26 protein-coding genes, 1 other RNA gene and 1 pseudogene are annotated in these 24,242 nt (G+C 60.3%); 17 read left to right on the forward strand and 11 right to left on the reverse strand.

From position 1 onward, the window contains the following. Positions 1 to 2: 2 nt before the first annotated feature. From J9893_RS05815 to J9893_RS05845, 7 genes and pseudogenes are all read right to left on the reverse strand, one after another. Positions 3 to 778, reverse strand: a pseudogene (locus tag J9893_RS05815) (DUF4311 domain-containing protein). A gap of 25 nt (positions 779 to 803) precedes the next feature. Further along, positions 804 to 1,100, reverse strand: coding sequence for a DUF4312 family protein (locus tag J9893_RS05820; protein WP_143238146.1), 297 nt, complete (start codon positions 1,098 to 1,100; stop codon positions 804 to 806). Continuing rightward, on the reverse strand, positions 1,100 to 1,465 hold the full coding sequence (locus tag J9893_RS05825) for an SFCGS family glycine-rich protein (RefSeq protein WP_010675860.1): 366 nt from the start codon (positions 1,463 to 1,465) through the stop codon (positions 1,100 to 1,102). Before J9893_RS05825 ends, J9893_RS05820 begins: the two co-directional genes overlap by 1 nt. Then, on the reverse strand, positions 1,466 to 1,828 hold the full coding sequence (locus tag J9893_RS05830) for a transcriptional regulator (RefSeq protein WP_103259449.1): 363 nt from the start codon (positions 1,826 to 1,828) through the stop codon (positions 1,466 to 1,468). 307 nt (positions 1,829 to 2,135) lie between these two features. Continuing rightward, positions 2,136 to 3,263, reverse strand: coding sequence for an outer membrane-stress sensor serine endopeptidase DegS (gene degS, locus J9893_RS05835; protein ID WP_113069542.1), 1,128 nt, complete (start codon positions 3,261 to 3,263; stop codon positions 2,136 to 2,138). Between the two features lie 89 nt (positions 3,264 to 3,352). Beyond that, positions 3,353 to 4,711 (reverse strand): Do family serine endopeptidase, encoded by a 1,359-nt coding sequence (locus tag J9893_RS05840; protein ID WP_029314844.1) that lies wholly within the window; start codon positions 4,709 to 4,711, stop codon positions 3,353 to 3,355. A gap of 81 nt (positions 4,712 to 4,792) precedes the next feature. Next, positions 4,793 to 5,173 (reverse strand): YhcB family protein, encoded by a 381-nt coding sequence (locus J9893_RS05845; protein WP_010675856.1) that lies wholly within the window; start codon positions 5,171 to 5,173, stop codon positions 4,793 to 4,795. A gap of 139 nt (positions 5,174 to 5,312) precedes the next feature. On the opposite strand from J9893_RS05845, the gene zapE reads away from it, so the two are divergent. From zapE to J9893_RS05885, 8 genes are all read left to right on the forward strand, one after another. Further along, positions 5,313 to 6,407, forward strand: a complete 1,095-nt coding sequence (gene zapE / locus J9893_RS05850) for a cell division protein ZapE (RefSeq protein ID WP_210600906.1) — start codon at positions 5,313 to 5,315, stop codon at positions 6,405 to 6,407. Positions 6,408 to 6,673: 266 nt separating this feature from the next. Next, the gene (rplM, locus tag J9893_RS05855; RefSeq protein ID WP_005336289.1) at positions 6,674 to 7,102 is read left to right on the forward strand and encodes a 50S ribosomal protein L13; all 429 of its coding nucleotides are present in this window, start codon (positions 6,674 to 6,676) and stop codon (positions 7,100 to 7,102) included. Positions 7,103 to 7,116: 14 nt separating this feature from the next. Continuing rightward, positions 7,117 to 7,509, forward strand: a complete 393-nt coding sequence (gene rpsI / locus J9893_RS05860) for a 30S ribosomal protein S9 (RefSeq protein ID WP_005336286.1) — start codon at positions 7,117 to 7,119, stop codon at positions 7,507 to 7,509. A 299-nt stretch (positions 7,510 to 7,808) separates the two neighbouring features. After that, the gene (gene petA / locus J9893_RS05865) at positions 7,809 to 8,399 is read left to right on the forward strand and encodes a ubiquinol-cytochrome c reductase iron-sulfur subunit (protein WP_010675854.1); all 591 of its coding nucleotides are present in this window, start codon (positions 7,809 to 7,811) and stop codon (positions 8,397 to 8,399) included. A 2-nt stretch (positions 8,400 to 8,401) separates the two neighbouring features. After that, on the forward strand, positions 8,402 to 9,619 hold the full coding sequence (locus J9893_RS05870; protein WP_010675853.1) for a cytochrome bc complex cytochrome b subunit: 1,218 nt from the start codon (positions 8,402 to 8,404) through the stop codon (positions 9,617 to 9,619). Then, complete coding sequence (locus J9893_RS05875) at positions 9,616 to 10,350, forward strand: cytochrome c1 (protein ID WP_039040484.1); 735 nt, start codon at positions 9,616 to 9,618, stop codon at positions 10,348 to 10,350. Before J9893_RS05870 ends, J9893_RS05875 begins: the two co-directional genes overlap by 4 nt. Before the next feature lie 87 nt (positions 10,351 to 10,437). Beyond that, positions 10,438 to 11,067 carry a stringent starvation protein SspA gene (gene sspA, locus J9893_RS05880; RefSeq protein WP_039040485.1) on the forward strand — a complete coding sequence of 210 codons (630 nt, stop codon included), beginning with the start codon at positions 10,438 to 10,440 and terminating at the stop codon, positions 11,065 to 11,067. Then, positions 11,064 to 11,495 (forward strand): ClpXP protease specificity-enhancing factor, encoded by a 432-nt coding sequence (locus J9893_RS05885; protein WP_029314842.1) that lies wholly within the window; start codon positions 11,064 to 11,066, stop codon positions 11,493 to 11,495. Before sspA ends, J9893_RS05885 begins: the two co-directional genes overlap by 4 nt. A 43-nt stretch (positions 11,496 to 11,538) precedes the next feature. Here the strand turns inward: J9893_RS05885 and dolP are convergent, their stop codons facing one another. From dolP to J9893_RS05905, 4 genes are read right to left on the reverse strand one after another with little or no spacing between them, the layout of a single operon-like run. Beyond that, complete coding sequence (dolP, locus tag J9893_RS05890) at positions 11,539 to 12,117, reverse strand: division/outer membrane stress-associated lipid-binding lipoprotein (RefSeq protein WP_010675849.1); 579 nt, start codon at positions 12,115 to 12,117, stop codon at positions 11,539 to 11,541. 4 nt (positions 12,118 to 12,121) lie between these two features. Then, on the reverse strand, positions 12,122 to 12,712 hold the full coding sequence (locus J9893_RS05895) for an SIS domain-containing protein (protein ID WP_010675848.1): 591 nt from the start codon (positions 12,710 to 12,712) through the stop codon (positions 12,122 to 12,124). A gap of 9 nt (positions 12,713 to 12,721) precedes the next feature. Beyond that, positions 12,722 to 13,117, reverse strand: a complete 396-nt coding sequence (locus J9893_RS05900; protein ID WP_210600907.1) for a YraN family protein — start codon at positions 13,115 to 13,117, stop codon at positions 12,722 to 12,724. Next, positions 13,035 to 14,825, reverse strand: coding sequence for a penicillin-binding protein activator (locus J9893_RS05905; protein ID WP_244072871.1), 1,791 nt, complete (start codon positions 14,823 to 14,825; stop codon positions 13,035 to 13,037). The genes J9893_RS05900 and J9893_RS05905 overlap by 83 nt, the downstream gene beginning before the upstream one ends. Before the next feature lie 199 nt (positions 14,826 to 15,024). Between J9893_RS05905 and rsmI the strand changes: the two genes are divergently transcribed. From rsmI to mraY, 9 genes are all read left to right on the forward strand, one after another. Further along, positions 15,025 to 15,858 carry a 16S rRNA (cytidine(1402)-2'-O)-methyltransferase gene (rsmI, locus tag J9893_RS05910; protein WP_041211835.1) on the forward strand — a complete coding sequence of 278 codons (834 nt, stop codon included), beginning with the start codon at positions 15,025 to 15,027 and terminating at the stop codon, positions 15,856 to 15,858. 62 nt (positions 15,859 to 15,920) lie between these two features. Then, positions 15,921 to 16,307: RNase P RNA component class A (gene rnpB / locus J9893_RS05915), an RNA gene on the forward strand. Between the two features lie 447 nt (positions 16,308 to 16,754). After that, positions 16,755 to 17,213, forward strand: coding sequence for a division/cell wall cluster transcriptional repressor MraZ (gene mraZ / locus J9893_RS05920; protein WP_039040489.1), 459 nt, complete (start codon positions 16,755 to 16,757; stop codon positions 17,211 to 17,213). After that, complete coding sequence (gene rsmH, locus J9893_RS05925) at positions 17,214 to 18,152, forward strand: 16S rRNA (cytosine(1402)-N(4))-methyltransferase RsmH (RefSeq protein ID WP_042015088.1); 939 nt, start codon at positions 17,214 to 17,216, stop codon at positions 18,150 to 18,152. It begins immediately after the preceding gene. A 3-nt stretch (positions 18,153 to 18,155) separates the two neighbouring features. After that, positions 18,156 to 18,470, forward strand: coding sequence for a cell division protein FtsL (gene ftsL, locus J9893_RS05930; RefSeq protein WP_010675842.1), 315 nt, complete (start codon positions 18,156 to 18,158; stop codon positions 18,468 to 18,470). After that, positions 18,467 to 20,233 (forward strand): peptidoglycan glycosyltransferase FtsI, encoded by a 1,767-nt coding sequence (locus J9893_RS05935; RefSeq protein WP_010675841.1) that lies wholly within the window; start codon positions 18,467 to 18,469, stop codon positions 20,231 to 20,233. The genes ftsL and J9893_RS05935 overlap by 4 nt, the downstream gene beginning before the upstream one ends. A gap of 95 nt (positions 20,234 to 20,328) precedes the next feature. Next, complete coding sequence (gene murE / locus J9893_RS05940; RefSeq protein ID WP_210600909.1) at positions 20,329 to 21,813, forward strand: UDP-N-acetylmuramoyl-L-alanyl-D-glutamate--2,6-diaminopimelate ligase; 1,485 nt, start codon at positions 20,329 to 20,331, stop codon at positions 21,811 to 21,813. Beyond that, positions 21,810 to 23,165 (forward strand): UDP-N-acetylmuramoyl-tripeptide--D-alanyl-D-alanine ligase, encoded by a 1,356-nt coding sequence (gene murF / locus J9893_RS05945; RefSeq protein ID WP_210600910.1) that lies wholly within the window; start codon positions 21,810 to 21,812, stop codon positions 23,163 to 23,165. Before murE ends, murF begins: the two co-directional genes overlap by 4 nt. After that, positions 23,159 to 24,241 (forward strand): phospho-N-acetylmuramoyl-pentapeptide-transferase, encoded by a 1,083-nt coding sequence (gene mraY / locus J9893_RS05950; protein WP_010675838.1) that lies wholly within the window; start codon positions 23,159 to 23,161, stop codon positions 24,239 to 24,241. The genes murF and mraY overlap by 7 nt, the downstream gene beginning before the upstream one ends. Position 24,242 lies beyond the last annotated feature (1 nt).

A 24,242-nucleotide genomic window follows, 5' to 3' on the forward strand; every position in this document is an offset into this window, starting at 1 on the left:
CCTTATTTTCCGCTCATGAGGTTGTGGACGTTTTCCAGCCACAGGGGAACGCCCAGGTGGAAGGATTCAATGAGTTTCATGTCAAAGCCGCGGAAGAAGCCGCTCAGCACGAACAGCAGGACGATGGCACTCATCATCACCTTGGTGACGTGGTTCCAGCCGCTCTCCTCCACCCCCTTGCCGATCAGGATGCCAAGCACCAGGCCTGGTACCGCGTTGCCCATGATGAGCTGGGCCAGACCACCGAAGATGGTGGCCCAGAAGCCGGACTTCTTGCCTGCCTCGATGGCGGCCAGCCAGAAAATCACCGGCATGACGGTGTTGACCAGCAGGTTGGCGGCGGGAACCAACACCTTGACCGCGGTCACCTGCAGGGCGGCAGGTACGGCGGCGGCCGTGCTGTTGAGGAAGGCGACCACGATGGCACCAATGATGCCGCAGGCGATGGCCATCTTTTTGGGATCATGGAGGGTGGTGGCGAGATCCCGGTTCTTGATCATCAGGGCCGCTGCACCCCAGTTCGGCAGGATGCGGTGATCCACGTCCTGGGTGAAGGCGCCGGCCGCGACCGTGGAGGCCCAGGCGTTGAAGAAGAAGCCCAGACCGAACGAGAAGTGGGAAGCGGGTCCCCTTCGCAGGAGTTGAGCTCGCCCAGGGTACGGAACGCGCCCATCCCCTGTACGGTCGGGGCGTGGAACATCCGCGCCGCGCCAGCCCCCACCCCGACGCCTACCAGGCCGCCGATGATGAGTGACTTCATCAAAATGATTAGAAACATCCAACTTGTCCTTTTGGTTGTGGGGTCAGGCCCGGGTGAAATCCACCTTGTCGACATCCAGGCTGGTGACCTTGACGGTGATCGCCAGCCGGACCCGGAACTCGTGGCGCTGGCGTGGCAGGAAGAAGAACAGGAACTTCTCCACCCGTGCCGACTCCTCGGCCTCGAGCACCTCGACCTCGAGGGGTTCGATGCGCAGCATCACCTTGGGGCTCTCCTTGAGCAGGCTGGGTTGCACCTGGCTGAGGGCGGCGGCGAACGCCTGCTGGCGAGTCGCCCCCTTGCCGTTGACCGTGATCCGAGTGGTGAAGTGCTCTTTCATCAGGCGCGTCCGTGTTTCTTGGCGAAGGCTTCGATCAGCTTCTGGCCCAGCTCTTCCTTGTCCATGAAGCCGAAGCCCAGTACCACGCACCCCTCGTTGATGGCGGTGACACCCTCCTCGATGGATCGCATGCCGTAGCGGCACTTGTAGCCGTACTTGGTCTGGGCCGTGATGGCACCCGCGCCACCGCTGCCGCAGAAGGAGATGCCAAGGTCGGCCTGCTCCTTGTTCATCACATCACCGAGCTTCATGTCGGCGGCCATGCCGGGGATGACGGTCACGGTGGCGCCGGCGGCTTCTGCGCCCGCCCCCACTTTCTGACCCTTGCCGAGACGATCTCCAATCACGAGTTTGATGGCAGTCATTTAGCGTTCTCCTTTTACTGAGCTGAGTTCGTTTTCTTTGGCCACTTCAAAATGGACGGACAAGAGGTGTGCCTCCTCGTAGGCGAGGCGGTCGAGCCAGGCAACGACCTGCTCTGCCAGGCGCAGGGAGAGGGGGGAGATCTCCTCGAACAGGCTGAGGTCGACCTCCGGCAGGGATTCCCCGCTGTAGGAGCGCCACACCATGGCTTTGACGTGGGAGGCCAGCATCTGTTGCTGCACGTCGTTGGGGCATATGCCCTGATCCGCCAGCAGGTTGTGAATGCGGGCCAGGGTCAGGTCGGTCTTGCGCAGCAGTGCCGGGCTGTCCGGGGTCAGGGGGGCGTCATGGGTGTCGGTATTCAAGGTCGGCTCTCCAGGCTGGCAGAAAAGATGGGATCACCATAAAGCGGAGGAGAGTGCGGGAGGAGGCAGGTTTTTTCCGATTCGAAGTGGAAATCCGGAGGGAAAGGCATCAAAAGAAGCCCTTTTGGCGATCAAGAAGAGGAAAGGAGCGGACTGGCGGCAAGGGAGTGTGATCGGTGGCGGGTTTTGACGTCGCCTTCGCCCGATTGCTCATTGGCGCAATGTGTGAGCTGTCTCACGCACAGGTGGGAGCCGGAGGAAAGCGGGCACAAAAAAGGCCCTGTCGGGCCCTGCGAGGATCCGCCTCTCAGGTGGCGGGTGCCGCACTGCTGGTCGGCAGGGTCTGATTCTGGTAGCGCAGGTCCTCTTCGATGATGACATCGACGTCCAGCGGCTTGCCGTTGCGGATCACCGAGATGGTGAGCTTGGTGCCGGGGCGGCTCTCTACGATCTTGTCCATGACGGGACGCACGCCGGTGATGGCCTCTCCGTTGATCTTGAGCAGCACATCCCCACGTTTGAGACCGGCCTTGGTGGCTGGGCCATTGGGATCCAGGCTCTCCACCACCAACCCCTGCAAGTCCCCCAGGTTCAGCATGCGCGCGACGATGGGATTGATCTCGACGCTGGAGATGCCGAGGTAGCCGCGGATGACTCGACCGTTGGCGATCAGCTCGTCCATGATGCGCTTGGCCAGCTTGTAGGGGATGGCAAAACTGATGCCATAGCTCTCTTGATTGCCGTTGAGGTGGTAGGCGGCGGTATTGATACCCACCAGATCGCCACGGCCATTGACCAGGGCGCCTCCGGAGTTGCCCTCGTTGATGGCGGCATCGGTTTGCAGCAGATCCTGTCTGCCATTGCTGTCCGGCCCCATGCTGGAGAGGCCGATACGCCCGGTGGCGCTGATGATGCCCTGGGTGATGGTCTGGCCGACGTTGTAGGGGTTGCCGATGGCGAGCACCACGTCTCCCACGTCCGGCAGACGATCCGGGTCCTGAGGGATCACCGGCAGGTTGTCCGATTCGATGTAGAGCACCGCCAGATCGGTCAGTTTGTCGGTGCCGACCAGCTCTGCACTGAACACCCGACCATCTTGCAGGGCGACGATGATCTGGTCCGCATCGGCGATGACGTGATAGTTGGTGAGCACGTGACCGCGCTGGTTCATGATGACGCCGGACCCCAGCCCCTGGGGTCTGAGTTCGGCTTTTTCACCGCGATTGCCGGCGAAGCTGCGGGTGTAGATGTTGACGACGGCAGGGCCGGCGCGATGGGCCGCGTAGGAGAAGCTCAGCTCGCGGGCGTTGGTGATGAGGCCCGGCAGGGGAGCGCCGCCGCGAAAATCGGGGAACACCAGCAACAAAAGCGCAGCCATGGCGAGGCCAAAGCCGACGGACTTGCCCAAGTAGCTGATCAGAGGTGGGATTTTCATGTCTTTCTCGTCCGTACAGGCTGCGGGCAGAGAATAACATTATCGATGGATAAAAATCACCCGCGGCGGTTGCCGCGGGTGTGAGGGGCTTAACGGATCACCAAATAGAGCGAGGAGTCGCCGCGCTGAATGTTCAGCGCCAGGACTTCCGGCTTGTTTTTCAACACCTTGGTCAGTTCACCCATGGAGTTGATGCGCTGGCGGTTGACTCCGATGATGATGTCACCCTTCTGCAGGCCGGAGGCGGCTGCCGGTGAGCGGGGATCGATGTCGGAGACGGCCACGCCGGTCACGGGGTCCGTGATGGTGCTCAGCTTGGCCCCTTCCAGTGCCGGATGCAGGGCGCTGGCCAGGATCTCGCTGTCATCCGCTTTCTTCAGGGTGACCTTGACGGTCTGCTCCTTGCCGTCACGGATGAGGCCGAGCGAGACCTGCTTGTCGGCCCCCATGGTGGCGATTTTGGCACGCAGCTCGCCGAAGGAGCGGATGGGCTTGCCATCGATGCTGATGATGATGTCGCCTGCCTTGATGCCTGCCTTGGCGGCGGCGGAGTCAGGCATGACCTGGTTGACGAAGGCACCGTCCTTCTTGTTGTAGCCGAAGGTCTTGGCGATTTCGCTGGTGAGCTCGGTGCCGGTAATCCCCAGCTGGCCACGGCGCACTTCGCCGTATTTCACGATCTGCTCGGAGAGATCGCGCACCATGTTGGACGGGATGGCAAAGCCGATGCCGATGTTGCCGCCGTTGGGGCCCAGGATGGCGGTGTTGATGCCGATCAGCTCCCCGCGCAGGTTGAGCAGGGCGCCGCCCGAGTTGCCGGAGTTGATGGCCGCATCGGTCTGGATGAAGTTCTCCAGATTTTCGATGTTGAGGCCGCTGCGACCCAGGGCGCTGACAATGCCGGAGGTGACGGTCTGGCCCAGGCCGAACGGGTTGCCGATGGCCAGCGCGTAGTCACCGACTCTCAGCTCGTCGGAGTCGGCGAACTTGATCTGCACCAGATCCTCGGCCTTGATTTGCAGCAGGGCGATATCCGACTGTTTGTCTTCCCCTATTTTCTTGGCCGCATACTCACGGCCATCCTTCAGGTTGACCTTGATCTCGTCCGCCTCGTGGACCACGTGGGCGTTGGTGATCACGTAGCCTTTCTTGGCATCGATGATGACGCCGGAACCAAGCGCCTGGAAGGGCTGCTCGCTCACCTGCTCGTCAGGCATGTTGGGGCCGAAGAAGAAGCGGAATTGTTCCGGCAGGCGTTGGCGGGTGATCTTCTTGCCAGAGACGGAGATGTTGACCACGGCAGGGGTCACCTGCTCGAGGACGGGGGCCAGGCTCGGCATCTCCTGGTTGTTCGCCATCAGGGGCAGTGCGGCCTGCGCCGGTGCTGAGGACATGGCGATACCGACACTGAGGGCTAAGACACTGAATACAGAAAGAGATTTACGCATATGAGAAACAGCTCCCAGAAAAAGTTGCAGTGCAATCGTCAAGGTCTGACCACGATAAAGCGTAATTAGTTCAACCGACGATCAGCCCGGCTGCTTGAGCAGGCCGGACGCACCGGCGTAATCGCGGGGAGGAAGGCCCGGCTCCTCGCTGTTGGCGGCATCGCCTGTTTCTTCCACTTCGGGTTCGCGGAACAGTGGTTCCTGTACCTTGGCCAGGAACTTGCTCTGTTCCGCCATGTGGCGATAAAGGGTCTGGTACTGTTCGGCCAGTTGCTCCATCAGGGCGGCGCTGTCGGCGAAGTGGGTGGTGATCTGTCCCTGGTAGCTTTCCAGCTCCTTGTGGGCTTTTTTCAGCTCCTGTTCCAGGCGTCCGGCATCTCGGCTACGGACAGAGAAGCGGCCGATCAGCACGCCGATGATCAGGGCGGCGATCGCCAGCAGGATCCCGTTAAACAGAGTCATAGAAGCTCCTTGTTACAGCTAACACGATGAATTTGAAGCGGTCGGATGGACCGCAACGCCTCGTTGGCACTATACCGTGCCCCCCGAGAGCGTGATACCATTTTGTCCCTCATTCAGGGACTTGGAGGCGGTTTACAGGATGACCCCGCAGCAAAAATATCAGCAGGATTTGCAGCGCCCCGGCTTTGTGGCCGATCCGGCCCAGGCCATGGCAGTCGCTCGCCTGGAGCGACTCTATCAGGATCTGTGCGCAAGCCCGACTCCGACCAGATCCCGTGGCCTGCTAGGTTGGCTGCAAAAGCCGAAAACCCGTGACCCCGTCCAGGGGTTATATATGTGGGGCGGTGTGGGCAGAGGCAAGACCTGGCTGATGGATACTTTTTTTGAGAGCCTGCCGGGGGAGCGCAAACTGCGCATCCACTTCCACCGTTTCATGCACCGGGTGCACGATGAGCTCAAAGGGCTGACCGGTCAGTCCGATCCGCTCAAGCTGATCGCCCGCAAGCTGGCCGACGAGACCGACGTCATCTGCTTCGACGAGTTTTTCGTCTCGGATATCACGGATGCCATGCTGCTCGGCACTCTGTTCCAGGAACTCTTTGGCCATGGCGTGGTGCTGGTGGCCACATCCAACATCCCCCCTCAGGATCTCTACCGCAACGGGTTGCAGCGTGCTCGCTTCCTGCCTGCTATCGCGCTTATCGAGCGTCACTGCGAGGTGATCAATGTCGATGGCGGTGTCGATTACCGGCTGCGAACCCTGGAACAGGCAGAGATCTATCACTTCCCGCTGGATGAGCAGGCCAGGAGCAACCTGGATCATTATTTCAGCCAGTTGACCGGGATTGGGCCGGTGACTGCCGCCGCACTGGAAGTCAACCATCGCCAACTGAGTGCACTGGGCGTGGGGGAAGGGGTGCTTTATATGGAGTTTGAACAGCTGTGCTGTACTCCACGCTCCCAGGGTGACTACATCGAACTGGCCCGTGAGTTCCACACCGTCCTGCTGGCCAATGTGCAACCCATGGGCAGCGGCACGGATGACGCGGCCCGCCGCTTCATCGCCATGGTGGACGAGTTTTATGAGCGGCACGTCAAGCTCATCATATCGGCGGCGGTCCCCATGACCGGGCTCTATGGCGAAGGTCTGCTGAATTTCGAATTCAAGCGTTGCCTTTCAAGGCTTCAAGAGATGCAATCGCACGAATACCTTGCCAGAGTGCACCTTCCTTAGTCACAATACCGCGCCTGCCAGTCGGATGGGCATCTGCGGCAGGTAGGGCCGGGCGACATTTGCTAGCTTCATGGCAGTGAAATTAGCAGGTGATATTTAAGGCAACTTCACTTATAATCGCCCGGCCCACGTTACAGCTGTCGATAAGACAGCAACACTTTAAGCTTTACTTGTATTCGAAGGGGTACAGGTAGGCCATCGTTTGTTGTTTGTGGGAGAGCCCCCATAAGCAATTGGGTCTGTAACAGGTAATTGGGTTTAACTTAATGAAAACTTTCGTTGCCAAGCCAGAAACCGTAAAACGTGACTGGTACATTGTGGACGCAGAAGGTAAAACTCTGGGTCGTATCGCAACCGAGATCGCTGCTCGTCTGCGTGGTAAGCACAAAGCCGAGTACACTCCGCACGTTGACACCGGTGACTACATCATCGTTGTAAACGCTGAGAAGGTACACGTAACCGGTAAGAAATTTACCGACAAAATGTACCACGCTCACTCCGGTTTCCCGGGTGGTATCAAGTCCATCAGCTTCGACAAGCTGATTCAGCGTAAGCCGGAAATGGTAATCGAAGCTGCCGTCAAGGGCATGCTGCCGAAGGGCCCGCTGGGCCGTGCCATGTTCCGTAAGCTGAAAGTTTACGCAGGCGCAGAGCACGCTCATGCTGCTCAGCAACCTCAAGTACTGGATATCTAACGGGAACTGGCAACATGGCAGAAAATCAATACTACGGTACCGGCCGTCGCAAAAGCTCCACTGCTCGCGTATTCATCAAAGCGGGTAGCGGTAAAATCGTAATCAACCAGCGCTCCCTGGAGCAATACTTCGGCCGTCCGACTGCCCGCATGGTAGTTCGTCAGCCGCTGGAACTGGTCGAGATGACCGAGAAACTGGATCTGTACATTACCGTTAACGGTGGTGGCATCTCCGGTCAAGCTGGTGCGATCCGCCACGGTATCACTCGTGCTCTGATGCAGTACGACGAGACCCTGCGTTCCGAACTGCGTAAAGCTGGCTTTGTTACTCGTGATGCCCGTAAGGTTGAGCGTAAGAAAGTCGGTCTGCACAAAGCGCGTAAGCGTCCGCAGTACTCCAAGCGTTAATTCGCTTTTGGTACGCACTCTCAGGAGTGTCAAAAAAGCCTGGCAATTTGCCAGGCTTTTTTTATTGGTAATGTTACATGTGACAATGCTAAGCATACGTCACAAAAGACAAAAAATTGTGTATTTATTGTTTTTGCCCATCGACTCCCTTTCTTGTCAAATTGTTATCTTTTCTTTAAAATTTCCATGGTCTTTCTGTGTCAATTGCCACTCCGCTTCCATCGCAGTTGTCAGAGGGAGAGGAGAAGTAAACAGGGACACTATAAGAATGAGCGGAGTCCACATGGGAGAGTTTTTGGATGAGCAATGCGCCAGTTGATACCGGTCGCCGCAGATTTCTTACCTGGTCAACGGTTGCCGTTGGCGGTGTAGGAGCTGCTTTTACCGCAGTGCCGTTTATTAAGTCATGGAATCCGAGTGCCAAAGCCAAGGCGGCAGGGGCCCCGGTTGAAGTGGATATCAGCAAGCTGGAGCCGGGTCAGCTGATCCGCGTCGAGTGGCGTGGCAAACCGGTCTGGGTGGTGAAGCGCACCAAGCAGACGCTGGATGCTCTGGCTGCACACGATGACAAGCTGCGGGATCCTGCGTCAGACGAGCCACAGCAACCGGACTATGCCCACAATGGCTACAGATCCATCAAACCGGAAATCTTCGTGGCCGTTGGCATCTGCACTCATCTGGGATGCTCCCCTTCCTATCTGCCCGACAGCTTCGGCGAGCAGGTTCAAGGGGTAACTTCCGGCTTCTTCTGCCCCTGCCATGGCTCCAAATTCGACATGGCTGGTCGAGTGTTCCAGGGCGTCCCCGCACCGCTGAACCTGGTCATTCCGCCATACCAATTTCTTAGCGACACCACCATTCTGGTCGGTGCCGATGGCAAGGAGGCCTGACCATGTTTGCCAAACTCATGGGCTGGATCGATGATCGTTTCCCGCTCACGGCCATGTACAACGACCATATGGCCAAGTATCCGGCGCCCAAGAACCTGAACTTCTGGTACTTCTTCGGCTCGCTTGCCATGTTGGTGCTGGTCAACCAGATCATCACCGGCATCTGGCTGACCATGAACTACAACCCCTCGGCGGAAGGTGCCTTCGCTTCCGTGGAATACATCATGCGGGATGTGGATTACGGCTGGCTGCTGCGTTACATGCACTCAACCGGGGCATCCGCCTTCTTCATCGTGGTCTACCTACACATGTTCCGCGGCATGATCTACGGCTCTTACCAGAAGCCAAGGGAACTGCTGTGGATCTTCGGCATGCTGATCTTCCTGGTACTGATGGCCGAGGCCTTCATGGGTTACCTGCTGCCCTGGGGGCAGATGTCGTTCTGGGGGGCCCAAGTCATCATCTCGCTGTTCGGTGCCATCCCCGTTATCGGTGACGATCTGACCCTGTGGATCCGGGGGGACTATGTCATCTCGGGTGCGACCCTGAACCGCTTCTTTGCCCTGCACGTCATCGCTCTGCCGCTGGTGCTGGTGATGCTGGTGGCCATGCATATCCTGGCGCTGCACGAGGTGGGCTCCAACAACCCCGATGGCATCGACATCAAGAAGCACAAGGACGAGAACGGCTGGCCACTGGATGCGGTCGCGTTCCACCCCTATTTCACAGTGAAGGACATGATCGGGGTAGCCGGTTTCCTGTTCTTCTTCTGTGCCATCATCTTCTTCAAGCCGGACATGTGGGGCTATTTCCTCGAGAAACCGAACTTTGAGGTGGCCAACGGCCTGAAGACACCGGCGCATATCGCTCCGGTCTGGTACTTCACCCCCTTCTACGCCATCCTGCGTGCGGTGCCTGACAAGCTGCTGGGGGTCATCATGATGGGCCTCTCCATCGTGGTGCTGTTCCTGTTGCCTTGGCTGGATCGCTGCAAGGTGCGCTCGGTGCGTTACCGCAGCACCCTGCACAAGCTGAACATCGCCCAGTTCGTGGTCTGCTTCATTATCCTGGGGGTGCTGGGCGTGCTGCCATCAACCCCGACCCTGACGCTGATTGCACAACTCTGTACTCTGGGTTATTTCGGATTCTTCGTCCTGTTGTTCTTCTACAGCAAGAATGAGAACACCAAGCCGCTGCCGGAGAGGGTGACATTCAAATGAAAAGAATAATTTTTGCAGTGTTGGCCCTGCTGCCTGGTCTGGTGTTGGCCTCTGGCGGTGGCTTCCCCCTCGACAAGGCGGAGTACGATCTGAGTGACAAGGCATCCCTGCAACGGGGGGCCGCCACCTTCATGAACTACTGTGCCGGCTGTCACTCCACCCAGTACCAGCGTTATAACCGGGTGGCGGCCGACATTGGCATTCCGGACGATCTGATGAAGGAGAACCTGGTCTTCACCGGCGCCAAGATCGGCGACCTGATGAAGAGCGCCATGTCCGAGAAGGATGCTGCGCGCTGGTTCGGCGCGCCGCCCCCCGACCTGACCCTGGTTGCCCGGGTGCGTGGTGCAGACTGGATCTACACCTATCTGCGTTCCTTCTACGTGGACGAAACCCGTCCATTCGGGGTGAACAACGCCGTCTTCCCGTCCGTGGGTATGCCCCATGTGCTGGAGCCGTTGCAGGGGACGCCCCGCGCCGAGTTCGAGACGCACACCCTGGATGGCGTGGAGATGCAGCAAGTCGTCAGCATCAAATCTGACGGCAACGGTGAAATGAACAACGAAGAATATGATCAGACGGTACTGGATCTGGTAAACTTCTTGGTCTACTCGGCTGAGCCGGTGCAGCAGGAGCGCGAACGCATGGGCTTCTGGGTACTCGGATTCATCGCTATCTTCTTCATCTTCACTGTGCTGTTGAAGAAGGAATTCTGGCGCGACGTTCACTAAGCGACCAGATCGGAGTAATATGACGCACGGCAATGAAGACAGACATGCTTCATTGCCGTTTCTGCTTTTTAATGACGGGAGGGTTCAATGGCTGTAGCTGCCAATAAGCGTTCGGTAATGACGCTGTTTTCCGGTGCCAACGATATGTTCAGCCATCAGGTGCGTATTGTCCTGGCGGAGAAGGGTGTTAGCGTGGATATCTGCCAGGTTGATCCTGCCAACCTGCCGGATGAGCTGGCCGAGCTGAACCCGTACAACACTGTACCGACTCTGGTGGATCGCGAGCTGGCGTTGTACACCTCGCGCATCATCATGGAGTATCTGGACGAGCGTTTCCCGCATCCGCCCCTGATGCCGGTTTATCCGGTCGCGCGCGGCAACAGCCGTCTGATGATGCACCGCATCGAGCTGGACTGGTACTCTCTGGCCGACAAGATCATGGCGGGCACCGATACCGAAGCCGCCCGTGCCGAGTTGCGCGACAACCTGCTGGCCATCGCCCCCATCTTCGGCGAGATGCCCTACTTCATGAGCGAAGAGTTCGGTCTGGTCGACTGCTACATGGCGCCGTTGCTGTGGCGTCTGCCGAGCCTGGGCATCGATTTCACCGGCCGTGGCGCCAAAGAGCTGAAGGCTTACATGGTACGCCTGTTCGAACGTGAATCCTTCCAGGCTTCCCTGACCGAGGCCGAGCGCGAGATCCGTGCCGGCGTATGAGCATGGAACCGACAATGACACCCAGTCGCCCGTATCTGTTGCGGGCGTTTTTTGACTGGTTGCTGGATAACGATCTGACACCCCATCTGGTGGTCAATGCCAACATTCCCCATGTGATGGTACCGATGCAGTTCGTGCAGGATGGCCAGATTGTTCTGAACATCGCCCCCCGGGCCGTGGGCCAGTTCCACATGGACAATGACGCTGTCAGCTTCAGCGCCCGTTTCGGTGGCGTATCGCAGCAGGTCTATATCCCCATGGCGGCCGTACTGGCCATCCATGCCAGGGAGAACGGAGTGGGGACCCTGTTCCCGCCGGAGCCCGGGTATGACCTCTGGCTGGAACAGGCACAGACACCAACGTCGGTTGACCCCGAGCCGGAACCACCGCGCCCGAGCGGTCGCCCGACCCTGAAAGTCATCAAATAAAAAACGCAGCCTGAAGGCTGCGTTTTTTCATCCTGCCAGATGGTCAATTCTGGGCAAACTCGAAGGCTTTGATCACCTGCTTAACGCCACTGACGTGGCGGGCGATTTCTACGGCCTGATCCCCTTCTTGGCGGGTGACCAGCCCAATGAGGAATACCTCGCCATTCTCGGTGACAACCTTCACCTTGGCGCTGTCGAAGTTCTTGGTGCCCAGCATGTCGGCCCGCACCTTGGAGGTGATCCAGGTGTCATTGCTGCGCACGCCGATACTGACTGGTTTGCCAAGGCGCAGCTCGTTGTAGACATGGCGAACCCCTTCAATCCGGCTCACGATTCTGCCCGCTTCCTGTTTGTAAGCGTCAGAGGGTGTCTGACCCACCAGCAGCACACGGCCGTTGTTGCTGTAGACACTGATCTTGCTGGCGGCGCTCAGGGGCTTGTTGTCGGCCAACAGGTTGGCGGCTTTCAGCTCTATGGTCTGATCGTCCCACTGGGCACCCAGGGTGCGGCGATCGCCGCTCGCTTTGGCGGTGCCAGCCGCGCCACCGACCACCACGGCAGCACAGCCTTGCAGCAGCAGGACGCCAGTCAGCAGGGCAAGAGCGAGAATAGGCTTCTTCATGGTTTCAGTCTTCCTGTTGCGGGAAAAGTGTCTGGTCGATGAGATCACAGAGACAGTGCAGGGTCAACAGGTTCACTTCCAGAATACGAGGACGGCGAGCGGAAGGAACGCGGATCTCCACGTCATTGGGGCCCAGCAGACCGGCGATCTCTCCCCCGTCTCCGCCACCGAGAACAATGATGGTCATGTCGCGGGAGAGGGCGGCCTCCGCAGCCTTGATCAGGCTGCGGCTGTTGCCTGTCGTGGTGATGACCACCAGGATGTCGCCTGGTTGTCCCAGAGCACGTATCTGTTTGGCATAGACCTCTTCGAAACCGTGATCCGTGGCGATGGCGCTGATGGTCGCCATGTCGGGCGTCAGGGCGAGACCGGGCAGGGAGGGGCGAGGCGTTTCATAGCAGTTCACCAGTTCGGAAATGAACAGCTGTGCCAATGCCGAGGAAGGACCATTGCCACATGCCATCACCTTGTGGCCATTGAGCAGGCAGATGGTCAGCATCTGGGCTGCCGTATGGATGGCATCCGGCAGTGCTTCGGCGGCAGCTATCTTGGTCTGGATGCTTTCGGTGTAATTCTCTTTGATGGGATCAGTCATGGGGTCCTCTTAAAACGCGTTCTGGATCCAGTCCGGCTGGTCGCCCTCGAACGCGATCACATCGAATCGACAGGCCTGGTTGGCCTCATTGATGGCATGTTGCTTGAAATAGTGGCGCGCGGCCAGCACGATCTTGTGCTGCTTGCGCCGGGTGACCGAGCTGGCTGCACCGCCATAAGTGGCGTTGGCGCGATATCTCACTTCAACGAACACCAGGGTCTCCCCCTGGCGCATGATGAGATCGATCTCGCCGCCACGGCAGCGGTAGTTGCGGGTCACGGGTTGCAGGCCTCGTGCCTGCAACCAGCGTTCCGCTATTTGCTCAAAGTGTTGTCCCTTGCTCGTCGCTGCCGACGGCAACAGGTTCAACCACTGCTGGTGAAGTTGTCTCAGTAGCCTCTTCATGAGTCGCATCCTCCAGCTGGGGGGCGGCGCTGTCGCTGACCAGCTTGCCATTCTGGTAGGTGGCCCAGTCCAGCATGCGCACTATGTTGCCCTGGGGATCCACGCTCAGCTGGCCGCTCATGCCGGGTTGCTGCATGGCATTGACCTTGCGCATTTGCGGCAGGTTGCCTGCCAGGCTGACGGCATCGTAACCGAGGGCGAACAGGCGCAGCAGGTCGCCCTGGGTCTGGGGCCAGAGCAGGGCAATCTGTTCACGCTGCGTCTCGAAGCCACCCAGCAGCAGTGGCATGTCGGAGATATGCATACCGTTGAGCTCGGATGCCACCTCGGTCGTCCCGCCGTCGTATCCCCGCGAGCTGCTGTAGATGGGCAGGCTGCCCATGGGATTGACCGAGATGTCCACATAGGGCTTGATCATCCGGGTCTCCAGGCTGTTGGCCACCACATAGACGGCGTCGATGCTGCGCGGCGCGGCATCGGACAGCTGGACAATCTCCCCGGCTCGTGCGGTGGAACGGCCGCTCAGAGCGTTCTTGACCATGCCCTGCACTTCGTTGCGCGCCCCGAAGGTGGCAACCACGGGCTTCTCCTGGCTGACGCCGGCCCAGGCCTGTTCAAACGCCTTGATACTGCTGTAGCCAATCCGGCCTTGTGCCGCGATCAGCAGCGGCTTGCGGTAGCCCTGACCATAGAGGTACTGGGCCGCCTGGCTCGCATCGGCAGCGGCGGAGAGCGAGAAATAGAAGGTGTTGTCGTTGACGATCGGCTTGTCCAGCTCGTTGAGCGCCAGCACCGGCACGGTCGGACTCGACTTAAGCAGCTCCTCCACCTGATCCTTGAGCAGGGGGCCGATGATCATGTTGGCCCCTTCCTGAATGGCCTGCTTGTAGAGGTCCCCCATCGCCTTGCCCTGGGTATCATAGAAGTTCAGGGTGAACTGGCTCTGATTTTCTTTGTAGGACATCAACATGCCGTTGCGGATGGCGGCGCCCTGGGCTTCCAGGTTGCCGGAGAGCGGCAGGAAGACGGCGATCTGCTGCAGCGAACCGTTGTCCGTAGTAGCGAGATCCCCAAGGCCGGCCGGCATGTCGCTCTGGGCAGGGTGGTTAGGGAAGCTCTGCTTCCAGCCGGCAAGCTGGCGGGCCAGCTGGCTCGGCTGTGCCCCGAATTCGTTCACCAGCGCAGCAAGACGCAGCCAGCCGGTGGTCACATCGGGAGCTGGCTCCTCTTCGAGCGCCTGCAGGGTGGAGGGGGTCATGCTTTTCAGCAGTGACCAGATCTGCTGGTGATTGGTGGCCAGTTCATTCTTGGCCAGATAAGGTTCCAGCAGGATCAGCGACTTGGCCGCACCAAACTTGTTGTTGATGTCGAGCTGCAGCACCACGCGCTGGCGGTACCAGTCCTTCTGGGTATCGGCATCCAGCACCACATCCGGCTTGCCTTCCAGCAGGATCAGCGCCTGGTTGGCGTTGCCCTGGGCGAGCAGCAGGTGTGCCTGCAGCAGTTGCAACTGCGCCTGCTGCACCGGGCTCTTCGCCTGCTTCTGCAACTGCTGATACAGGGCGGCAGCCGGTTTGGCCTGGCCGAGCGCCAGATAGCTGCGCGCCGCCATCATCTGCCACACGAAGGCCTCTGCCGGTTTGGCGGGATCCACCTGCTCCAGATACCACTGGGCATTCTTGGTCAGATCCGAGAAGGCTGACGGCATGCCGGGTTGTCCGGAAGATTGATTGGGCTCCGACGCACAGGCGGCGAGCAGGACTGCCGCGAGTAGGATGCCGAAGAGTCGTGATACACTTAGCTGCTTTATAACCCGGTTCAAGTTCATTCCCCGACCAGTGTTGAAATTCTCCATAGTGTAAACGGGCCAATATGGCGACACAATTGTCGGGACACTCGGAGCTCCCATGAGTGACATCCCAACCCTGTATATAGTCCCCACTCCGATCGGCAATCTGGCCGACATCACCCAGCGAGCACTGGACGTGCTGCGCAGCGTCGATCTGGTGGCCGCCGAGGATACCCGGCATACCGGGATCCTGCTCAGCCACTACCAGATCTCGGTACCGACCTTTGCTCTGCACGATCACAACGAGCAGCAAAAGGCGGATGTGCTGATCGCCCGCATCAAGGAGGGCAAGAGCGTGGCCCTGGTCTCCGATGCGGGGACGCCGCTCATCAGCGACCCCGGTTATCACCTGGTCACCCGTTGTCGTGAAGCCGGGGTCAAGGTGGTGCCGCTGCCCGGTCCCTGCGCTGCCATCACGGCGCTGTCCGCCGCCGGGCTGCCCACCGACCGCTTCGCCTTCGAGGGTTTCCTGCCGGCCAAGGCCAAGGGGCGGGATGATCGCCTGCAAGCCGTCATCGAAGACACCCGCTCTCTGGTGTTCTACGAATCGCCGCGCCGGGTGCAGGAGACGGTGGAAGCGATTGCTCGCATCCTTGGTGAGCGCCAAGTGGTGGTGTGCCGCGAGCTGACCAAGACCTTCGAGTCCATCCACGGTCTGCCCGCCTCCGAGATGCTGGCCTGGCTCGGAGAGGACGATAACCGTTGCCGCGGGGAGATCGTGCTGGTGGTCGCCGGTGCCAGCAAGGTGGATGACGAGTTGCCTGCGGAGGCGATCCGCACCCTGGGCCTGCTGGTCAGCGAGCTGCCCCTCAAGAAGGCTGCAGCCCTCACCGCCGAGATCCACGGGGTGAAGAAGAACGCCCTCTACAAATACGGTCTTGAGCACTATTAATTGCCGTAAACCGGAATTGACGGTTTACCCCGTCCGTCTCGCGAGGCTATAATCCGCGCCTCGGAGTTGGCTGGGCAATCGCTGCTTCGTCGTTGTGTCCCTCGGGACAGACGGGCGGAGGGGAGGAAAGTCCGGGCTTCACAGGGCAGGGTGCCAGGTAACGCCTGGGGGGCGCGAGCCTACGACCAGTGCAACAGAGAGCAGACCGCCGATGGCCCGCAAGGGATCAGGTAAGGGTGAAAGGGTGCGGTAAGAGCGCACCGCGCGACTGGCAACAGTTCGTGGCACGGTAAACTCCACCCGAAGCAAGACCAAATAGGCCCCTATTGGCGCGGCCCGCGTTGGGGGCGGGTAGGTTGCTTGAGCCAGTGAGCGATTGCTGGCCTAGAGGAATGATTGCTACCCGGGGCAACCCGGTACAGAACCCGGCTTACAGGCCGACTCCGACCTCTTTCCTGAAGAGCCTTGCGATTTATCGCAAGGCTCTTTTTATTAACCATAAAGTACTGCCTCGGTTGACTCGTGATATTTACTGTTGGGCTAGCTATGTTTAACAAATGTATTTTATATCAATCTGTTATGTGGAATTTTTCCATGTTCTGAATATCGTGATGGCGCTGGAGAAGCGCGGCCTGCATGGCTGATGTTTATTCGTGCAATTTGTCAGTTTTTTAATTGCTGAAAATTAATCGAGTTGCGGGTAACACAAATAACTTGTGGAAAATCAATTCATTTAATCGGTAGTCCCATCACGCTGCGTCAATATGTTCCCCATGCCCGAGATCCTTGCTTGAAAAGCCCCCTGCTCGTCCTTAAACTTCATGGTGGAGAAAAGTGGATCAAAGTGGTTTTATTGGGCATCTAGCCCCCATAACTCACCTTTCGGGGACTGCAATTTGTTGCGTGGCGCTCACGCCATCAGCCTGGACAGCAAGGGGCGGTTGGCGATTCCGACCAAATTTCGTGATTGGCTGCGCGACGAATGCGACGGCCAGCTGGTCTGCACCATCGACATCGCCCATCCCTGTCTGCTGCTTTATCCCCTGAATGAATGGGAAGAGGTGGAGCGCAAGCTGAAGACCCTTTCCAGCACCAACCCGGCGGAACGCCGCCTGCAGCGTCTGCTGCTCGGCCACGCGGCCGAATGCGAACTGGATGGCAATGGCCGTCTGCTGCTTAGCCAGCCGCTGCGCAGCCATGCCGGGCTGGACAAGAAAGTCATGCTGGTGGGCCAGCTCAACAAATTCGAGCTGTGGGATGAAGCCCGCTGGCAACAACAGATCAACGACGACATCCTGGGCCTGCCCGAGGACGACTGGGCAAGTTCACCACGACTACAGGATTTTTCTTTATAAATGACCCAAGCCGCTGAACACATCACAGTGCTGTTGCACGAAGCCGTCGAAGGGCTGGCCATCAAGCCGGACGGTATCTACGTCGACGGTACCTTTGGCCGGGGTGGTCACTCTCGTCTCATTCTCCAGCATCTGGGCCCCAATGGCCGTCTGATCGCCATCGACCGGGATCCCCAGGCCATTGCCGAGGCGGCCAAGATCCAGGATCCCCGTTTCGAGATCGTGCACGGTCCCTTCTCCGGCATCACCCGCTATCTGACCGAGCGCGGCCTGCTGGGCAAGGTCGATGGCTTCCTGCTGGATCTCGGTGTCTCCTCCCCCCAGCTTGACGATGCCGAACGTGGCTTCAGCTTCATGAAGGACGGCCCGCTCGACATGAGGATGGATCCCACCTCCGGTCAGAGCGCCGCCGAGTGGCTGGCCCGTGCCGATGTGGACGACATCGCCTGGGTGCTGAAAACCTTCGGTGAGGAGCGCTTCGCCAAGAAGATTGCTCGCGCCATCGTGCACGATCGGGTGACAGAGCCCTATGTGCGCACCCGCCAGCTGGCGGAGATGATTGCCCGGGTCAACCCGAGCAAGGAGAAGGGCAAGCACGCGGCGACCCGCAGCTTCCAGGCCATCCGCATCTATATCAACAGCGAGCTGGACGAAATTGAAACCGCCCTCAACGGCGCGCTGGACGTGCTGGCTCCTCACGGTCGTCTCTCCGTCATCAGCTTCCACTCTCTGGAAGATCGGCTGGTGAAGCATTTTATTCGCAAGCATGAGAAAGGTCCGGAAGTACCCCACGGGATCCCTCTGACCGAAGCCCAGCTGGCCGGTGGTCGCAAGCTGAAGTCGATCGGCAAGGCACTCAAGCCTTCCGACCACGAGGTCAATGAAAACACCCGGTCCCGCAGCTCGGTGCTGCGGGTCGCAGAGCGTCTTGCGGAGTAAGCGATGAGCGACGTGCGCGTTCACCTCGCCAGGGAGATCGTTGCGGATCTCTGGCGCCACAAGTTGCAGGTCCTGTTGACCGTCGCAGTGCTGGTCACCGCCTTTGCGGTGATCCTGGTGACCAACATGACCCGGGGTCTGACGGCCAAGCAGAACGATCTGATGGCGGAGGAGGACAGGCTCAACATCGAGTGGCGCCACCTCTTGCTGGAACAGGGCACACTGGCTGAGCACTCCCGGGTGGCGAGTCTGGCCATGGACAAGTTGCAGATGGCTCGTCCCCTGGTGACCACTGAAAAGGTAATTACACAACCATGACACGCAAGGCCGCCACCAAGGCTCCGGCAAAGGACAAAGCCAAGGCGAAAGCACCCTCACTCTACCCGTGGCGCTTTCGGACCCTGGTTTTCTTCATCGGCATCGCGTTTGCGGGGCTGATCCTGCGGCTGGCCTGGATCCAGGTGATCGATCCGGACAGACTGCGCCAGGAGGGGGACATGCGCTCCCTGCGCACCACCTCCACCCAGGCGGTGCGCGGCATGATCACGGACCGCAATGGCGAACAGTTGGCGGTATCCGTGCCGGTCGAAGCGGTCTGGGCCGATCCCAAGACGGTGCATGAGTCCGGTGCCATCCACAACGAGCGTGCCTGGCTGGCACTCTCCGCCGTGCTCAAGCTCGACATCAACACCCTCAAGCATCGCATCGCCAACCCGAGCAAGCGCTTCGTCTATTTGCAGCGGCAGGTGACGCCTGCAGTGGCCGAGTACATCAAGGGGTTGAAGCTGGGGGGCATCTATCTGCGCCCCGAGGCGCGCCGTTTCTACCCGACCGGCGAGATAAGCTCCCACCTGGTGGGGGTGACCAACATCGATGGCAGCGGCATCGAGGGGATTGAGCGCAGCTACAACGAGTGGCTGACCGCAACCCCTGGCGAGATGAGGGTGCGCAAGGACAGGCAGGGCCGCGTCATCGAGCGACTTGGCCTGGTGAAAGAGGGCAAACACGCCAACGATCTGCAACTGAGCATCGATCAGCGGGTGCAGGCGCTGGCCTATCGCGCCCTCAAACGGGCTACCGACGAGAACAAGGCGACCTCCGGCTCCATGGTGATGCTGGATGTGAAGACCGGCGAGGTGCTCGCCATGGTCAACACCCCCTCCTACAACCCGAACAACCGCGGCCAGTACCAGAGTTTCCGGGTGCGAAACCGGGTGGTGACCGATACCTATGAGCCGGGCTCCACGGTCAAGCCATTGATTTTGCTTAGTGCCTTGCAAGCCGGTGTCACGAGCTGGAAGGACTTCATCCCGGGCGGCCCCCTCTTCATCGGGGCCAAGCAGATCCGTGACGTGAGTATCCACAAGGCGACCAACCTGTATGACATCCTGCGTTACTCCTCCAACATCGGCATGTCGCGCATCGCGCTGCGGATGCCGGCCCAGGAGATGATCAACACCCTGAGCATGGTGGGCTTCGGCATGGACACCGGCAGCGGCCTGATGGGGGAGAGCAGCGGCATGCTGCCCCAGCGTCGCCGCTGGTCCGACATCGAGCGAGCCACCCTGTCGTTCGGTTATGGTCTGCGAGTGACCCCGCTGCAGCTGGCCTCCGCCTACGCCACCCTGGCCAACAAGGGCAAGCGGGTTCCGCTCTCCATCATCAAGGTGACCAAGCCGCCCAAGGGTGAGCAGGTCATCGATCACAACAACGCCGCAGCCATGTTGCAGGCGCTGGAGTACGTGGTCAGCAATGCCATTCCCAAGGCCCAGATCCCCGGTTATCGGGTCGGTGGCAAGAGTGGTACCGCCAAGGTGGCCGTGGCTGGGGGCTATGGCAAGGACTACATGGCCTGGTTTGCCGGTTTCGCGCCGGCCAGCAATCCCCGTTTCGTCATGGTGGTGGTGATCAACGAGCCCAAGGGGGATGCCTACTACGGCGGTGCCGTGGCGACCCCGCCCTTTGCGGAGGCCATGGGAGGCGTGTTGCAGCTCTTCAACATCCGTCCCGATGCGATCCCGCCCGAGGTGCCCGCCAAGCTTGCCCGCACGGAGGCCAACAATGGCGCACCGCGTACTTGACGGGCATCCGGCTTTTTCCATCGGCCCCGCTGCTGTCGGGGCGTTTTCCATGGCGTGTAAGAGCGCCCGCATTCCCGCATTTTCGGAGGCTTCCCATGCCGCCCCGCACACTTGATCAACTGATGAGCCGCTTCGGCATCGATGCCCCGGCGCTTTCCCTCACCGATCTCCAGCTCGACAGCCGGCGGGTCGGTCCCGGCTCGCTCTTCGTGGCGATTCGTGGCCATCAGGTGGATGGCAGGCGCTTCATCGAACAGGCGGTGGCTCAGGGAGCGACCGCCGTGCTGTTTGAGGAGGACGGAGAATTCGTCCCTCCGGCGACCCAGATCCCCTGCATCGGCATGAGGGATCTTCCCGCTCGCCTCTCCGAGCTGGCCGGTCATTTCTACGGTCACCCTGCGCAAAAGCTGCAACTGGTGGGCATCACGGGCACCAACGGCAAAAGCACCACGGCCCTGCTGGTGGCCAACTGGCGCACCCTGCTGGGGGGCAAGGCCGGGGTCATGGGCACCATAGGCAACGGTCTGTTCGGCGAGCTCATCGAAGCAGAGAACACCACGGGCAGCGCGGTCCAGGTGCAGGCCAATCTGGCCGCCTTGCAGCAGCAGGGGGCCGATCTGGTGGCGATGGAGGTCTCCAGCCACGGTCTGGTGCAGCATCGCGTGGCGGCCCTGCCGTTTGCCGCGGCAGTCTTCACCAACCTGAGCCGGGATCATCTGGACTATCACGGCACCATGGAGGCCTATGCCGCCGCCAAGGAGGAGCTGCTGAAGCTGGTGGATGAGCCTTGCGCCGTCATCAACGCCGATGATCATCTGGGACGGCAATGGCTGGCGACCTATCCCGGTGCGGTGGCCTTCGGGGTTCATGGTCCGATTGAAAACCATGCCGGACGACAACTGACGGCGCAGGATCCCTATTTCCACCAACAAGGTTTCGATACGCGCATTAACTCCAGCTGGGGGAATGGTGTATTATCCGCCCCCTTGCTCGGCCGCTTCAACGTCAGCAACGTGCTGGGCGCCATGGGCGCCATGCTGGTGCTCGGCTACGACTTCGATGACCTGCTGGCGACGGCCCCCAGACTGCAACCGGTGACCGGTCGCATGGAGTGCTTCGGCGGTGGCGATGCGCCGCTCGCCGTGGTCGATTACGCCCACACCCCGGATGCGCTGGAGAAGGCCTTGCAGGTCCTGCGGGTGCACTGTCACGGCCGGCTCTGGTGCCTGGTGGGATGCGGTGGCGACAGGGACCGCGGCAAGCGTCCCATGATGGCTGCCATGGCGGAGCAGCATGCGGACTGCGTGATCCTGACCGACGACAATCCCCGTACCGAGGAGCCGGCCCGGATCATGGCCGACATGGTGGCGGGTCTTCGCGATCCCGGCGCCGTGCAGATCGAGCACGACAGGACCAAGGCAATCCAGCTGGCACTGAGTCAAGCGAGCAAAGAGGACATCATCCTGGTGGCCGGCAAAGGCCACGAGGATTATCAGATCATTGGAACCGACAAGCGGCACTACAGCGATCGGGAAACCGTCGCAGCCGCCTTGCACACATTAATGGAGTCATTCAAATGATGACCCTCAGGCTTGCCGACCTGGCGCAGGTGCTCGATGCCCGTCTGATCGGGGGCGACCATGAGATCACGGCGGTCAGCACCGACACCCGTACCCTGGGCGCGGGGGCGCTGTTCGTGGCCCTGCGCGGCGAGCATTTCGACGCCCACGATTTCTGCGACCAGGCGGTTGCCGCCGGCGCCAGTACCCTGCTGGTGGAGCGCGAATTGCCGCTGGCCATTCCACAACTGGTGGTGGGCGACACCCTCAAGGGGCTTGGGCGTCTGGGCAGGCTGGTGCGCGAGCGCATCAATCCGAAAGTGCTCGCCATCACAGGCAGCTGTGGCAAAACCACAGTGAAGGAGATGGCGACGGCCATCCTGCGTTGTGAAGGGGAGGTGCTGGCCACCGCCGGCAACTTCAACAACGAGGTGGGGGTGCCGCTGACCCTGCTGCGCCTCGAGCCGCAACACCAGTTCGCGGTGATGGAGCTGGGAGCCAACCACCCGGGCGAGATCGCCTGGACCACGTCGCTCGCCAGACCCGACGCCGCCATCATCAACAACGTCGCTGCCGCGCACCTGGAAGGCTTTGGCTCCCTGGAAGGTGTGTTCCATGCCAAGAGCGAAATCTTCGAAGGGTTAGGCGAGGGCGGCACCGCCATCGTCAATGCCGACAACGAGTTCTGGCCGAAGTGGCGTGAAAAGGGCATCCACTGCGCCTTCTCCCTCGAGGATCAGCGTCAGCCGTTCCACGCCCGCGACATCGTGCTCAACGAGCAGGGTTGTGCCGGGTTCGTGATGGTGACGCCCCAGGGAGAGGTGAACCTGACCCTGGCCATTCCGGGTCGCCACAACGTGGCCAACGCCCTGGCTGCTGCCGCCGGGACCCTGGCCCTGGGCGCATCGCTTGCGTCCATCAAGGCGGGGCTGGAGCAGATGGCGCCGGTCAAGGGCCGTTTCTGCGTACAACGCTGGGGTGGCCTCACCCTGGTGGACGACACCTACAACGCCAGCGTGGAGTCCGTGCTGGCGGGTATCGATGCCCTGACCGCCATGAACGGCTACAAGGTGCTGGTATTCGGTGACATGAAAGAGTTGGGTGAGGAGTCCGCCGCGCAGCATGCCCGGGTCGGACACCACGCCCGTGAGCAGGGCCTCGATGCCGTGCTGACCGTAGGGGAACAGAGTCGCCACACCGCAGATGCCGCGGCTGGCCGACATTTCGATAACAAGGCGTCGTTGTTTGAAGTGCTTGCGCAAATGATAAAGACACATCAGGAAATTTCGATTCTGGTCAAGGGCGCCCGTGGCTCCCGCATGGAAGATATCGTCGAGATGGTCAAGGGCCATCAGGAGTCAGCCACATGCTAGTCTGGCTGGCGGAACTGCTCACCCCGCACTTCACCTTCTTCAACGTCTTCTCCTACCTGACGTTTCGCGCCATCCTGTCGATCATCACCGGTCTGGTGGTGGCGCTCTGGATGGGGCCGCGCCTCATCCGTCGCCTGCAGATCATGAAGTTCGGCCAGGTGATCCGCAACGACGGTCCCGAATCCCACCTCAGCAAGAAGGGCACCCCGACCATGGGCGGCCTGATGATCATTGCCGCCATCTTCACTTCTGTGCTGCTCTGGTGCCGCCTCGACAACCCCTATGTCTGGCTGGTGCTGTTCGTGCTGGGGGCCTATGGTGCCATCGGCTTTGCCGATGACTATCTCAAGGTGGTGCGCAAGAACACCGATGGCCTCATCGCCCGCTGGAAGTACTTCTGGCAGTCCGCGGTCGCGCTGGGTGTGGCGGTCTTCCTCTACGCTACGGCCACCCACGATGGCCAGACCCAGCTGGTGGTCCCCTTCCTCAAGGATGTGATGCCCCAGCTCGGCCTGATGTTCATCCTGCTGACCTACTTCGTCATCGTCGGTACCTCCAACGCGGTCAACCTGACCGATGGCCTGGATGGCCTCGCCATCATGCCCACCGTGATGGTGGCGGGGGGCTTCGCCCTGATCGCCTGGGCGACCGGCAACGTCAACTTCGCGAACTACCTGCACATTCCCTACGTGCCCTACACCTCCGAACTGGTGATCGTCTGTACCGCCATCGTGGGCGCGGGCCTGGGCTTCCTCTGGTTCAACACCTACCCGGCCCAGGTCTTCATGGGGGACGTGGGTTCCCTGGCCCTGGGCGGCGCGCTCGGTACCATCGCCGTGCTGGTGCGCCAGGAGTTCCTGCTGGTGATCATGGGGGGCGTCTTCGTGATGGAGACCGTCTCGGTGATCCTGCAGGTCGGATCCTACAAACTGCGCGGCGTGCGGATCTTCCGCATGGCCCCCATCCATCACCACTATGAGAAGAAGGGCTGGCCGGAGCCGCGTGTCATCGTGCGCTTCTGGATCATCACCCTCATGCTGGTGCTGCTTGGCCTCGCCACCCTGAAGGTGAGGTAAG

It is taken from the genome of Aeromonas sp. MaB10011B (assembly GCF_017939325.1).
In the GTDB taxonomy this organism is placed as follows: domain Bacteria; phylum Pseudomonadota; class Gammaproteobacteria; order Enterobacterales; family Aeromonadaceae; genus Aeromonas; species Aeromonas caviae.